Annotated in this window: 7 protein-coding genes and 1 pseudogene; 3 read left to right on the plus strand and 5 right to left on the minus strand. The window is 43.5% G+C overall.

The features are described 5' to 3' along the window. Nucleotides 1–69 precede the first annotated feature (69 nt). Nucleotides 70–684, plus strand: a pseudogene (locus MHH56_RS24795) (GerAB/ArcD/ProY family transporter); the annotation flags it as partial. 101 nt (nt 685–785) lie between these two features. On the opposite strand, the gene MHH56_RS24800 reads toward MHH56_RS24795, so the two are convergent. Further along, entirely contained in the window at nt 786–6,227 is a 5,442-nt protein-coding gene (locus MHH56_RS24800; protein WP_339204330.1) for a glycosyl hydrolase family 8, read from the minus strand. 625 nt (nt 6,228–6,852) lie between these two features. Between MHH56_RS24800 and MHH56_RS24805 the strand changes: the two genes are divergently transcribed. Then, the gene (locus tag MHH56_RS24805) at nt 6,853–7,335 is read left to right on the plus strand and encodes a cytochrome c biogenesis protein CcdC (protein WP_339204331.1); all 483 of its coding nucleotides are present in this window, start codon (nt 6,853–6,855) and stop codon (nt 7,333–7,335) included. A 412-nt stretch (nt 7,336–7,747) separates the two neighbouring features. Beyond that, complete coding sequence (locus MHH56_RS24810) at nt 7,748–9,466, plus strand: thiamine pyrophosphate-binding protein (protein WP_339204332.1); 1,719 nt, start codon at nt 7,748–7,750, stop codon at nt 9,464–9,466. A 138-nt stretch (nt 9,467–9,604) separates the two neighbouring features. Here the strand turns inward: MHH56_RS24810 and MHH56_RS24815 are convergent, their stop codons facing one another. The 4 genes from MHH56_RS24815 to MHH56_RS24830 form a co-directional block, all read right to left on the minus strand. After that, nucleotides 9,605–10,504 carry a polysaccharide deacetylase family protein gene (locus MHH56_RS24815; protein ID WP_339204333.1) on the minus strand — a complete coding sequence of 300 codons (900 nt, stop codon included), beginning with the start codon at nt 10,502–10,504 and terminating at the stop codon, nt 9,605–9,607. 85 nt (nt 10,505–10,589) lie between these two features. Beyond that, nucleotides 10,590–12,341: a beta-galactosidase family protein gene (locus MHH56_RS24820; RefSeq protein ID WP_339204334.1), complete on the minus strand. Its 1,752-nt coding sequence runs from the start codon at nt 12,339–12,341 to the stop codon at nt 10,590–10,592. Nucleotides 12,342–12,376: 35 nt separating this feature from the next. Next, nucleotides 12,377–14,038 carry a DUF4091 domain-containing protein gene (locus MHH56_RS24825; RefSeq protein ID WP_339204336.1) on the minus strand — a complete coding sequence of 554 codons (1,662 nt, stop codon included), beginning with the start codon at nt 14,036–14,038 and terminating at the stop codon, nt 12,377–12,379. 15 nt (nt 14,039–14,053) lie between these two features. Beyond that, nucleotides 14,054–15,316, minus strand: coding sequence for a Gfo/Idh/MocA family oxidoreductase (locus MHH56_RS24830; RefSeq protein ID WP_339204337.1), 1,263 nt, complete (start codon nt 15,314–15,316; stop codon nt 14,054–14,056). Nucleotides 15,317–15,347: the final 31 nt, after the last annotated feature.

The following is a 15,347-nucleotide window of genomic DNA, read 5'->3' on the forward strand; positions in this document are numbered from 1 at the left end:
ACTCAACACTCTAAGCGTCCTCATTTATGTCAGTCTCGGTAACCGTTATGGAAATTAGAATTTCTAGACTTCGAACCCATACTGGAGTATGGCTTTAAGCCCATTGTAAAAGCTGGCTTCTCCTTTTCCGGATTTCAGGAAATGATTGTGCTGCTCATGATTTATCCTTATGTAGCGAAATCAGCAAAAAGAGGACGAGGCTTTGTATGGGGAACCGTAAGCGGTGGAATTGTACTGATCATCATTACTGTGGGATGTATAGGCGTAATGGGAGCTGCCGTCATCGCAAATCAATTATTTCCGGCCTACGTGCTGGCGAAAAATATTAACATCGGCCATTTTCTTGAACGTATTGAAGGCATTATGATGTTCATTTGGATTTTATCTATCGTGATGAAGATTGTGCTGACGTTTGATGCATCGTTGATTGGGCTCTGCCAGCTATTCAAATTGAAGGATTCGAAGCCATATGTCATTCCCATGGGATTTTGCTTGATCGCTCTAGCGCTGTTATGTTACACAAATACGATTTCCGTCAATGACTTCCTCACCAAAAACTGGACACCCTTTGCTACGATTTTCACGATTTTTGTACCCTTGTTCATTCTAGGTATATTACTGATTCGTGCACCGGGCGCGAGTAAAAGTAAGCAGGAAAATACAACTGAGAATGAGCAAGTATAGCTGTGATGGGAAGAAGACAAATCGGAGGTTTGTTTAATAAAACGGAGCCGCCTCAAAAGGCGGCTCCGTTGCAAAGCATAAATGACGGTAAAGCTCAGACATTATTTCCCCATAACTTCTTTCAATTTCAGCAGCACAGTAACCGCTTCAGCACGGGTAGCAACGCCAGTTGGCTCAAATTTATTACCGCTGCGTCCTTGTACAATTCCCTGCTTCTTCGCCGTTTCCGCAGCCTTCTTAGCCCATGCAGGTATAGCACTGTCATCAGCAAAGCCTGTTTTGCCGGTTGCATCTGCATCAAGGCCAGTAACTTTTGCGATCATAGCTACCATCTCGGCTCTTGATATGCTTGCATTTGGACGGAAGCTGCCATCCTCATAACCTGTAAGAATACCAGCTTCAACAGCCTGAGCTACTGCCTTAACCGCCCACGCGCCAATAGCAGACTTATCTTTAAATTGCAGCTCGCTTCCGCTTGTTTGCGGCTTCAGCATTTGCATCATCATCACTGCAAACTCCGCACGTGTTACCGAAATATTCGGCTTAAATGTGCCGTCTGAATAACCATTTACAAAGCCTTCTGCCACTGCCTTTTGGATATTCAGCTGTGCCCAGTGACCATCAATATCCTTGAAGTTCGGTTGATTTTTATTTATTGCCATGACAGCAAATTTCGTAAAGTGATCCACTTCAACTTCAATTTTATTACCGTTTATCTTGCCTCCAATAGATACCCATTTCTTGCTCGTCTCATCGAAGTAGAATACAGCTGCCGTTTGATTCTCTTTAAGCAGCGATGAATTAAATTCAAAGACGAGTGTTACATTTTTGCTGAATTTACCCGAACTGTTTTTCAACACTTCAAAGACTGAGCTGAGAGGAATATCGTCTTTCGAGAAAAGCTTAGCCGTATCCAGCAGCTCTTCAATGGTCAGCATAATTTCCTGAGCTGTTGCTCCAGCTGGGATCGTGACTTTAATTTTCTCACCTAAACTCACCTTTGCTGAGTAACCAGCTGGTATTGTTGCTTTGCCATTCGTAGATACAATCTCTGTTATACCAGTGCCGCCGCCTGAATTACCACCGATTGGCGCTTTAGGTGTCGTAATATTTCTCGCATTGCTTGCCTTGGAGAAATTATTCGCATGATCGAATGCGATGACATAATACTGGTAAGCTGTTTCCGAGCTTAACCCTGTATCACTATAAGATGTACTTGTTGTTGTTGCCAGCTCAATACCATTGCGGAAAACCTTGTAGCCTGCTACTCCCAAATTGTCAGTAGAAGCAGACCATGTCAAATTAATTTGAGTGCTGGAAACCGCTTCTGCTTTTAAATTCGATGGATCAGTAGGCGCATCCGTATCAACGATAGTTGGTGTCCACCAGTTGCCGGATACGACAATCATGCTGAGCAAACGGAGATTATTGCCAAAATATAAATCATCTTCCGTTTTAACAGCCGTATTATGATCCCAAAGCTTATTTAGCCATTCTTGATTGGATGAATCGATCATTGCACTAACCATTAGCGGAGCTGAGAAAGTGATATCTTGATAATCAGCTATCGCTTCCGAGCCATCCAATTTATAGCCCGCCAAAATATTTTGTGGATCGTTATCCGTCTTTTTACGAATCCACTCATTTAATGTACTTAACTGATCTTTTGCACGTTTTTCCCCTGTAATGAGATAGTCTGTGCCTATGCGCCATGGTGTACGGGATGAGTTGTAGCTATAATCGCCGTCCGTATCTGATTCTAGGAAGAACGGCGGTGCAGGTATAAAGCTTCCACTGTCAGTATCCTTCACGACAAAGTCTGGAAGCAGACCAGCGTTCGGACTGAAATTTTTATAAAGGCTTTCCATCACGTTATAGGTTTTGTCGACTACCTGATTCCAACGGCCATCGCCGGAAACAACAGCAAAATCCTTCATATGCTGCAGCATGAAATCCGAAGGACGGGTAGCATTTTCATACTCGCCGCTAGTTGCCCAATCGGCAATTCTTAATACCCAATCCTTTTGGTTGACTTCACTATCCATAATGGCTTTTATTACTTTACGAGCCTGAGCCAAATAATCAATTTCCCCATCATTTCCCCATTGCTCGCTCGCAAGAAGAAGTGCATAAGCAATATCCATATCTCCATCTGTAGCTGAATCCACACCGTTAATGTCAATAATTGCTTTACCATTATCAGCTTGCTGCCAAGCCATGAGGTCTGGATTTATTTCACTTGGATGTGCTCTGAAATAACGATACATGCCGTCAAAATACTTCTTCGCATCTTTATCATGGCCTGCCATTAGAGCAGTGATCAGCATGCCGTAGCCATGAGCTTCAGAAACGGTAATCTCATTCTCTTCAAACCAGTCTCCATCCGCATACCACACATAATATTGACCTGAGGTATATGGATTCTCTTTCAAATATTTCGTTTTCCACTCGTCATATAATCTTGACACGGTATTATCCATATCAGCTTGCGTAATATGATTTGGCTTAATTGTGCCGTCCGCATAAGCGGTATGCTGAGGGAATGCTTTAAGCGGACCTTCACCCGCAGCAGCCGGTTTCGTCTTCACGCTTATCGAATTACTTGCAAGCGATTCTAGTCCCTCTTGATTAACTGCTTTCACTTCATACGTATAAGTGCTGTTTGCAGCTAAACCTGTATCGGAATAGGATAGCTTTGAGCTTGATGTTGCGCCAACTTTCACGCCATCACGGTACACATTATAACCTGCCACGATGATGTTCCCAGAGGATGCCGCCCAAGTCAATTCGTTCTGATAAGGGGATACGGCTTTTCCAGTTAAGCTTGTTGGTGCTGAAGGCGGCTCATTCTCGGCACCATTTTCAATCGTTGTGACTTCCACCGGAGCGGAGTTGTCTCTTGTTCCAACAGCCTTGACGATAAAATCATATTTCTTATTCGAATTGATGTCTTTAATTTCTAAGCTGTATTCTGTTTGATTGCCGGTTACCGAAATATATTCGCTCCAGTGTGCTGCTACTTTGTCGTTCTTCTCGTAAATTCTAAATCCTCTAACCGGTTCTGTTCCTGTAGAAGGCTTCTTCCAAGATAAAATCGCTTTATCCCCTTCCACCTTCACCTTGACGTTCTCTACCTTCTCCGGCTTCGTATCCGTTCTTCTGATTCCGTAATCATCATAAGCTTTCAATCCCTTGCCAACTGTATTTTCAGCTTTTTCGTCTGCAACAGCTGCTGTGAATGCGGTAAAAGCAAGTACTTTATCCGAAATAGACACATCCGTAAACATTTTCTTGAATGGTTGAGTGTCAATCTCAGCAAAGTAATCATCATAAGGAATGGGATTGCCGTTCTCATCCTTTACTTCTTGCGCATCCCCATTTTCATCAATATAATGCTGATTATTTTTTTCGTAAAATTTATTTCCGAACGCATTAGACATCAGGTAGACTGTCCCTTTAGGATCGATGGCATTGCCTTCCTCATCGATTTTAAAATCTTTAATGATCTCATCATTTAACATTTGAAATGATCTCATATACATATGATCATGGGCTTCGAACACCATATCGATTCCCATTTCGTCAAATTCAGGAATAAGATACTTTTTGTAAAATTGTACCCGCTCATCTTCCCATTGCGCTGAATTGTCGCCAGCTCCGTAAGGTCCTTTATGGAAAGTGACAAACTTCCATTTCTTATCGCTTTTCGCTACTGTGTTTTGCATCCATTTCACTTGATCCCAGAACTCTTTATCCGCCCATTCTACATCTTTCCCATTCGCAGCAAGTCCGCCTTCATATTGGGAATTGAATACCATAAAGAGCGCGTCGCCATACTCGAAGGAATAAACAGAACCTTCATCCGTACCGGCTACCGTTTGCTTAGGCAAGTTGAAGTGGTTATAGAAGTTATTATTAGGCGTCGTTACATCACCGTCATAATCATTCACTTCATGACCGCCAAGTACAGGCACATAAGGAACATTTGTGAGAGAATCCTGTGCTAAGCCCAGCATCCACTGCCATTGCTCCTCCAAGTCTCCATTGTCGACCAAATCGCCCGCACTGATCAGAAATTTAGGATCGCCAATATAATCGACTGCTTTCCTAAACGTATCTGCCCACGGTTCAAAATCAGACTTATTAGAAGCCTGCGAATCCGATCCTGCAATAAAGCGGAAAGGTTGGTTAGCTGCTGTATCCGTTGTAAATGAACCAATCGAGCTCCAGCTGCCTTCTTCTCCATTGCCAACTCGGAATTTATAAGCTGTACCTGGTTTCAGCTCTCTTGCGATTGCTTTATGACTAATGAATTTCGTGAAGGTTTTGGAATCACGATCAGCTTCTGTCATAAAGGTTTCAATTTCCTCCGCCGTTCCTTTATAGCTGACTGCTCCATCTGCCGGGAAGACATTCCCTGACATTTTCGAAGCCTCAACGACTTGAACGACAGAGTCTGTCATCGTATCGGTATACCATGCTAGAGCGATACTCGTCTTGGGATCACCGTTAAATGTCATATTGATCATTTTCGGCAAGAACGGCGATTGTTGTATGCTAAAGCTCCATGCCAAATCACGAATCTGAGTCACTTCGTCTGTACCTTTGATTAATGATTTCGGAACAGAGATCGTATACGTTTTGCCATAGCTAAACTCCGGATGATTAATTTTAAGCGTGTTTCCACCTACAACTTCAAGTGAAACACCTGCTAATGGTTTATTCTCATTGTCGACAATGCTTACAGCAGATGCGGTGTCTAAAGAGATAGCCTTATTAAACTTCACGGTCAACGGCGCATCCACCGATACATTTTCAGCCTTGTCCTTTGGAAGCTTAACCAGATCAATAGTCGGTACAGGAATGGCCGAGTTATCTATACGCTCTCCTTGAACCAGAATGTTTCTGATTTTGCTGGAGCCTCCGCCTCCAATTCCATCACTATTGCCATTTGTGTTCTGTCCCGAGCTAACGACCCAGCGAAGATACAGAAGCTCCTGATCATTCGCTTCACTTGGAATCGCAACGTTTTTCAATTTGCATTCATCGTTAGGAGGGCAACTATATACTCCTTTTGTCATTTTAACCGCAGCGTTTGGCACATCCGTCCATGACGCCCGATCCGTGCTCATCTGCAGTTTAAAATCACGCGGGCCGGAGCCGGAAGAAGTTTGCTCCGATGACAAGGTTAAATTTTTAAAGCCTTTAGTCGAGATCGTAGCAAGCCAATATTTTTGGCTAAAATCACCGCTCCAGCCTTGATAACTAAGATCCTTGTTGCTCCCGCTATAGTATTCAAACGTTCCACCGACATTTTGGAACAAGGAAGCCGCTCCGTAAGCACCGCCTGTTGCTATGGAGATGCCATTATCCCCTTCATTCGGAAATATCCATTCCGCAACCTTCTCTGCTCCGTTACTCACAGCTGCTGGTTCATCCGCGGCAGCAACAAAGTTGGAGAAAGTGGTTGTCAACATGATGAACGTTAATAATATACAAGTCATTACATGAAATGATTTTTTCCGTTTGTTTCTGCTATGCATATACTTAACCTCTTTTCTTTTCCATAATGAAAACGAATGACCTAAAAGTCCATTTTTTGAATGCGCTATCATTTATATTTGGTTTTCACAATCACTCTTGGCTCCACCCCCTCATCCAGGACGACTTTGCGCTGTCTCAAAGTTTAAACGCTTTAATCTTCAAAAAAGAGTTTATCCTGTAAGGAAAGTCCTGTCAATCACTTCCAAGGATTTTTCTGCGAATTTCAGAGCTATTTACTTGTCAAATTCAAATTTCTCTCCTTATTTCGTACTTTTTCTCCCCGTTCCTATAAGAAAAACGAATTCATTAATTATTTTAAGTATAAGCGCTTAAATTATTTGTAAATTTTAATAGTGTTGACTTTTCAGATGCATAGACTTCCTAAAATGCTTAAAATATACATTAATTACTATTCGAGTTTTCGAGAAAAGGTGGGTTTAGCTGTGATGAAAATAAGAAGAGTAAGAGGTTTATCTAGTTTTATGAAAGAACGATCAAACACAAGGCTTCCCAGTACCCCCATAAAATGACTATCGTCATATTAAGAAAATTACCTTTATCACTAAATAAGGCATGCCAAAACAATTAAGATAAAAGCATCAAATCGATGAGGTGAGCGAGAAAATGAACGGAAACACTTTTTATATGATGATCACTTTTATAGCCGTTTTAGTTTTGTGGAGAAGGACGAGAAGCATGTACCGTCCTATACGTGGAAACGGGATTCGATTACTGATTCCTCTGTTATTCATAATCCCTGGCCTTTCTTTAATCTTCAACCCTAACGTGAATGAACCGGCTTGGGCATTTGGAATAGCCTTCGGGCTTGGCGTTATATTTTCCATCCCATTGATTTGGACGACTAATTACGAAGTGAGAGAAGACAATTTGATTTATTCCAAGAAAAACTGGGGATTTATCGCAGCTTTCATAGGTATTGTGTTCATACGGTTTGCTCTGCGTCAAGAATTGTCCGACTTGGATCCTCAAGGTAAAACAGCTTTATTCATGCTAGTAGCTTTCGGTTATATCATTCCGTGGAGAGTTTTTTCGTTTATCAAATTTCGGCGTGTGGCCAACCAATTGCAATTGTCTAAAATAAACTAAATTTTGGTTGCCTGTTCTTACACCTAAACTCTCTATTGCAGAATATCACTTGAATACTAAGATGATATCTCTTAATACAATAGCTGATTGAAAGTATGCTCTCTAAATGAGCACATCTGTCAGCAGCGGCTTCATATAAGCGCATAAATGCACTTAGTTAACCAACTCCTTCTCAAATCTGCTCAACTAGATGCATTTGTACTCCTATTTTCATCATTTTCATCTCATTCGTTAAAAACAAGTGCACTTCTGCGCTTATTTACACCATACTATCGGTTCACGCCCAAACCAATCACACAACATGCTACAACATGCACACTGCATACGAGAAAAACCCTTTGTGAATAACCAGTCCAATGAAATGGGAATCTTATACAGGATAAGACTGATAAGAATTTGGAGTGAGCGGAAAATGAAAACGATGACAGCGGCTGGCAGCGCTAACCTGCAAACTGGCGCGACTCAAAAAACAGTAGGCCAGTACTTGTTCGATTGTCTACAGCTGGAGGGCATTACCGAAATTTTTGGCGTTGCTGGGGACTATAACTTTACACTATTGGATACGCTGGAGCGCTATAATGGCATCCGGTTTATGAGTGGACGGAACGAATTAAATTCAGGTTATGCGGCGGATGGTTATGCAAGAGTTAAAGGCATATCCGCTCTTATTACGACTTTCGGAGTCGGAGAGCTTAGTGCTTGTAATGCGATAGCGGGAGCTAACAGCGAGCATGTGCCGCTAATTCATATAGTAGGTGCGCCTCCCGATAAGGATCAAAAGGAACATAAGCTGATGCATCACACTCTAATGGATGGAAATTTTGACGTCTTCCACAAAGTGTACGAGCAGATTACGGCTTATACTGCAGTACTGACACCTGAAAACGCTGAGATTGAAATTCCTGCCGCCATTCGTATTGCGAAGGAGAAGAAAAAGCCAGTGTACCTCGTTGTGGCTGATGATTTAGTGACCATGCCGATCATGACACGAAGTGAGCCGATACCCCCGCGTCCAATATCCAATCTGAAAACTCTTCAGGCAGCAACGGAACATGCCCGCCAACTGCTGGGGCGTGCCCAGCGGCCGGTCATTTTGGTTGATGTCAAAACCATGCGTTTCGACCTTGTAACAGCAGTTCGGCAGCTAGCCGATGCGATGAACGTACCTGTTGCTACAATGATGTTCGGCAAGGGGGCATTTGACGAAACCCATCCGAATTATATTGGGATGTACGAAGGTTCATTCGGAAGTTCTGAAGTCCAAACCACAGTAGAAAATGCTGACTGTGTCATTGCGGTAGGCATGGTATGGGCGGACAATAATACCGCGAACTTCACTGCGAAGCTAAACCCGCTCGTGACAATCAATATTCAACCGGACATGGTCAAGGTCGCAGAAGCGGAATATCCGAATGTGTTCGCAGCCGACATGCTGCTTGCGGTGCAGAATATTGGATACATAGGCCAAGGTTTAGCGGGAAAAACGACATTCCCATACGACCAAATAACTGGCAGTGCCGGTGACCCACTAACTGCAGCCATTTATTACCCACGTTTTCAAAAGATGCTGAAGGAGGGGGATATTGTGGTCGCCGAGACCGGCACGTTTTACAACGGGATGGCGCAGGTGAGACTGCCGCGCAATGCAACATACATTGCGCAAGGTGGCTGGGAGGCGATCGGTTATGCCACACCTTCCGCATACGGTGCCAACGTCGCTGCACCTGATCGGCGGGTGTTGTTATTTACAGGTGACGGCTCCTTACAATTGACAGCCCAAGAGATCAGCACCATGCTCTTTTATAAATGCAAGCCTATTATCTTCATCTTGAACAACGATGGTTACACAATCGAGAAATATTTAAATGTCAAAACAGAGAATCAACAATATAACAAAATTCCGCAATGGTCATACACTAAGCTTGCCGAAGTGTTTGGAGGCGATGCGTTTGCCGTGACAGTACGAACCTATGGAGAGCTTGATCAGGCTATAATCCAAGCGGAGAGGGAATGTACAGGAAGACTCTGTATCATTGAAATGATAGCCGCTGACCCTATGGACGCACCAGAGAATATGCGCAGGATGCGCAATTATTTGGAAATGCAAGAGAAACAACGCAGCCAGAACTAGAATAAGCAGCATCTAGTTTGCTTCTTCTTCCTTCATATACACTGTAAATAATCTCATTATAAGGCCCGATAGACTCGTGAACCAAGCTATCGGGCTTCAACTTTATTTATGGAATGATCAGAGTTAAACAATACGCTGTTACCCATTAATTGAACGTTGTAGGTCACGAATGTCCTTCCACGAAATGAGCTTGATGTTTTCCTTTAGGAAGAGCTGCTTTATATTCAAATCACAGAGTAAGCGGAATTCAATTTCCCTTTCCATACAACAGTTTGTTAATTGCTTCAGTTCTTCAGTAATGATAGACGGATGAACAGTTAACTGGGTGATACCAGGTTTTAGGTTTTTGATCATGGATACAAACTGCGCCTTCACCGTCTCGTACTCTGCATTTGTGCTAAGGCAATACGGAAGAGAAATGATATCATCAATGAGGAAAATACCGCGCCTGTCCGCTGAAGAAATTCGTTCGGAAAACCTCTCCTTTTGCTCTTCGTTTATAAACGGCTGCATTAGAATTCTTCTAGGCAAATTAAAGGGCAGTTGATACTCTTGGCATAAATCTAATGCTATATCCAAAAAATCACGTCCTGTGTTTAGACCAAAGATACTCCCTGCATGACTGTCAAGATGAGTGGGATCAATCCCTTGAGAAATCGCATATGTAATTTGAGCTCGCATTTCAAGCCTAACCTCATCCAGATCAGCATTGGACTCTAAAAATGCGATATCTGTAAAGAATTCATTAGCTGAAGTAACAAGGCTGTGGAGCGGATTCTCATGATACACAGGCTTATATCCTTGATGCTCTGAACTTGATAATGTCAAATGAATTCCGGCGTGCTCGATAGTCTGAATATCACCCTTGCTTAAAGCTTCTTTGGCTGATCGGCAGGGAATCATTATTGAAGTTGAGGTAATGGCAGCCTGTTGAAATAATGTATGAATAGCCTCATTGGTTCCCCATGTTATTCCATAATCATCCGCATTAATAATTAATAATCGATCTGATTCTTTATATCCTAATTTAGAATTCATTTACTCTCCCCCTAATTCAAGTTGAAACATGAATAAGGGCGTAAGCACATTTGTGCCTACGCCCTCAATTTATAGTTGCCTTATTTTAAGAGCCTAAATCAGGTTGATCCAAGAAGCTAACGGTGCTATCCGTCGTTCCATGCAATTCAAAGATAATAATCTCATTATCGCCTTGCTTCAATAATGGACCTGGCACATACAATCTCTTCTGCGGTCCAATATCCCAATAACGACCCAGATTGAAACCATTGATGAACACGACCCCTTTGATCCACCCTTCCAGACTGAGGAAAGTATCACATGGCTCATCCACAATTAAAGTTCCTCGGAAGAAGCTCGGTCCTGTTTGTTCCGTGATGCTCCCGAATTGCAGGCCCGATAAGTCCGTTAGCGGTAAAGTGTACGTCGTCCAATCCGACAAGAACTGGCGTCCAAAACGTACCCCTTCTGTAATCCCTTTCCGGTCTTTCATATAAGGTCCGTAATTAACTCGGCCTAAATTCTCAACAAGGATAGAGACCTCTACTCCTTCCGCAGGCACTTCAAATTCTATCTTCACATCGGTATGAACGCGGTCCAGAACACCAGCCGGCTGTCCGTTAAGGAAAATTTGTGCACGGTCATGCACGTCTTGCAAGAAAAACTGATCTTTAGGACGAGGTCCGCTAATAAACGTACGATAATGGATAAATCCGTAATCCTGCCCCAGCTTTTCCATTGTCTCAGGGTATGCTGTATAAATAGGTGCAGAGATGTTGTCCAAATTAGCCGCTAATGAAGCTTGCTCGGTCATTTCCACTTGTCCATACGCTTTCTTAGCGATAGGAGCTGGCAATTCACATGCAGGTACATCCACATATTTGGAGATAATATCGCGCACCGCATAATATTTAGCAGTCGGTTCACCGGATTCATTTAGCAAGGCATCATAATCATAGCTAGTCACTGTAGGTTCATAGCTATCCGCCGTATGGCCGTTCGCTCCGTTGTAGAAACCAAAGTTTGTTCCGCCATGGAACATATAGAAATTAACGGACCCGTTCAGACTAAGCATTTCATCAAGCACACTTGCGACATCCTCAGCGGGACGGGTATGATGCTCCTCCCCCCAATGATCAAACCAACCATTCCAATATTCCATACACATAAATGGCGCATCCGGTTGATATTGTTTAAGCTTCTCGAACGCTTCTGCTGGCCGAGACCCAAAATTCACCGTTGCCAGAACACCATCGATCATACCGCCTTGCAGCATCGCATCTTCTGGTCCATCGGAAGTGAATAGCAGAACGTCTATTCCACGAGCAATCATGCTTTCTTTTTGATGAATTAAGTAGCGTTTGTCATTGCTGTAGCTTCCATATTCATTCTCGACCTGCATCGCGATGATCGGCCCGCCATTGGTGCATAGGAGTGGTTTTAATTTCGGAAGCAGCACATCATAATAAGCATCTACATGATCTAGAAACGGCTTATGGTAGCAGCGCAGACGCATATCAGGGTCCGCCAGCAGCCAAGATGGCAATCCGCCAAATTCCCATTCCGCACAAATATAAGGCGCCGGGCGAACAATAACATGCAGCCCGATTTCTCCAGCCAGCTCAATAAAACGAACGATATCCGCCATGCCTTCAAAATAAAATTGGCCTTTCTTCGGCTCATGAAGATTCCATGGGACATACGTTTCCACGGTATTGAGCCCGCAGGCTTTTAATTTTGCAAGTCGATCTTGCCAATGCTCAGGTACAGTTCGGAAATAATGAAAAGCTCCTGAGAGGAGACGTATCGGCTGATCATTATAATAAAATGAAGATCCTGAATAATTAAATGTAGTCATTTATTTCCCGCCTTATAAAATAGTTAAATCATTAATTAAGCATAATGACTCGCTATAGCCAGATTGATTCTCTCTCTTGCCGCTAACAGCCATTCCCCACTGCCCTTTGGATAAACAGAGAACGTCAATGGTTCTTGCAAACCCTCTTCCAACAGCTTTATCGTCTGTTCTTTGCCAATTTTCTGCTCTAGCAGCTCGAGTGCGCGCAAGTCTTGCATCGCTTCATAGAGAACTTCCAAGCGAATAGACTCAATTGGCCCCTCTTCGCCAGGATAAACCAAGAAGGAATCTCCCGAAGGAAACGCAAGCTTTGCATCCGTTGACCGATAGGGATCCAGCTTCTGATCGATGGAGTACTGCGAATACCAGAAATTAAAACCCCAATGCAGAAAGCCCTTCAATCCAAACTTATACAACTGAAGCCCAATAATCCGGTTTCTAGAGGAAGGCATGTTAAAAAAACGATTGGACACTTCTTGATGCTGCGCACAGCAATAATAGGTCCATAAATCCGGAACGCCATGCTCCAGAAACGGTTCGATATGATTGTTTCCCGGAATCGGTCTTTGCACTAGACCCCGCTCATACATATCCAAATCAGACAGCGCGTCCATAATAGGATAATCAGACAAATGCTTACGCACGATCTGGCTGGCAGCCTGATAGGATTCCAATTGACTGAGGTCCGGCTCATCCGAAATATGGAACCAGCTTTGCTGATCCAGTCCATTTTCTTTCAAGTAGCGATCAAGACTTGGCAGGAATTGATCCAAGAAGCTTCGATAAGCTTCAGAGGATGCATCCGTCTCCCAGCCGAATAGCTTTTTCTCTTCTCCATGTACCGTTCCCATAATCTTTGGAGCGCATTTTGCTCCCCATTGCGTAAACAAGTGTGAAAACTCAAAGTACTTCACGTCCAGCTTCTTGCACATCGTTACCCACCGCGTAAGCTGATCAAAGCCAAATGTATAAGTATCTCCCTCCACATCAACTTTCACCAGTTGGACAGTTGGACGTTCTCCTCCAACAAGGGTATCGAGCGGCGGCGTAAAGAGTGGCGTCAATACCATGTTCATGCCGTGCTTGACCATCGCGTCCACATAACGTTCCAGAAGCGTCCAATGCGCTTCACTAAAGACTTCGACACCATACTGCGTTGCAATACAATCCACATGAAACCATTCCGTGTGAATTAACTGCTGCGCGGGCAATGCCGCAGGGATGACTGTCAATTGAAATATATCGGATACCGCTAAGGACTCCCCTTCCTCTGATTGAAAGGAGAATTGAATGGAATGAACACCCGCAGCGACAGAATCATCAAGCTCCACGCTCACCCAAATGGAACGCCACTGCTCGGGTACTGCATTAATGGATTGTTGATTCAGCTCATATAATGGATCTGGATATAGTCCCGGTGTCGTGCGCAGGACGTTATCATCTGGATTTTGGAAACAAGGCATCTCCGAAGGAGCCAGCCCAACAGATCTAATCAAAATACGTTCTGCAAGGTCGGAGTCGATGTTTACTTTTATATTTTTTAAGAGAGTATCTGAGGTGTAGGCGACTTGGAAGGAGTAGGTTTCGCCGAAAAGCGCAGAAGCGCTTTGAAAGGCTTGTTCGGTTGGCGTCTCATCTGCGAATACTTTTGTCAACGAGCTTAGTAACTTCGTCTCAAATTGAACTGGATTATTCATACATCTTGCACCTCTTTAAATTAGAATGCTTTCTGCAAAATCTTTGAGATTGATGCTGTTTCCATCCACTCTAGATTGCTCCGCCGCGAAGGCCATTAAATGGCTTTGAACGGATTGACTTGCCGAGGTAAGCCCCTCACTCTTGCCATCTTCTCTTACCAGCTTTAAGAAATCCTTGAGTAAACCCATATCACCGCCGCCGTGGCCAACATGACCTCCCATGTCTTCAAATGAGATTCGCTCAATCTTGCCGCTGCCAAAATGGATCACTTCAATTTCATTTTTCTCCATGGCGCCGCGGATTTCACCTTTGGTTCCCATAAGCTTGATTGTGCGGCTGACATCTCTAGTAAATGCGCTCATCGTAAATGCTGCAGTGACGGAATTCGCAAACTCCAAATTCACAACCTGGTGGTCAACAACATCGTTGTCACAATGATAGACGCATCTGCCGTAAGGTCCTTCCTCAAGCGCCTTATAACGCGCACTATAGCTCAGATCATTACTAATTGCCGAAGTTGGCCAATTCGTATCCTCTGTTAAATAGTAATTAGGCGCGTAGTAGAGACATTCGTCTGACACTGGACACCCGTCTAAGCAGCGTAACGGCGCTCCTGCCGGCGCTTGATCGGCTGTAAAATGTGAGAGTGATCCGAAGGAGGATACACGAACGCATTCCGAACCAGCCAACCAGAGCAAGATGTCCAGATCATGACAGGACTTCGCTAGAATCATTGGACTGGAATCCTCTTTCCGGCTCCAATTTCCTCTTACGAAGCTATGCGCTTGATGCCAGAACCCTACATTCTCATTATGCGTGATAGACATTAATTTACCAATTGTTTCTTTTTCTAATAATTCTTTAATGGTAGAGAAGAAATTCGTATAACGAAGCACATGACAAATCGAAAACACTCGATTCAACTGAGACGCCTTTTCTCCCATAAGCAAACATTCTTTGGCATCGGGAGACATCGGCTTCTCAAGCAGCACATGATAACCTGCCTCAAGTGCTTTCATTGTCGGATCGAAATGCTGTTTATCTTGCGTGCAGATGAGTACGGCATCCGCTAGTTTTGGCATAGCGAAAAAATCATCCCAGTTCTCAAAACACATATTATCTGCAATGTTATGTCTAGCCTGGAAGCTCTTCCTGCGCTCTGCAACCGGCTCTGCAACAGCTACAACTTGCAGCTCATTGGGATGAGCAAGAGCATATTCCAAATAGTTGACACCCCGCAAGCCCGCTCCAATTATGGCAACCGTAACTTTTTTCATAATTAATCTCTCCTCGATGTTGTAAGTCTAT

This window comes from Paenibacillus sp. FSL K6-3182, from assembly GCF_037976325.1.
GTDB lineage: Bacteria > Bacillota > Bacilli > Paenibacillales > Paenibacillaceae > Pristimantibacillus.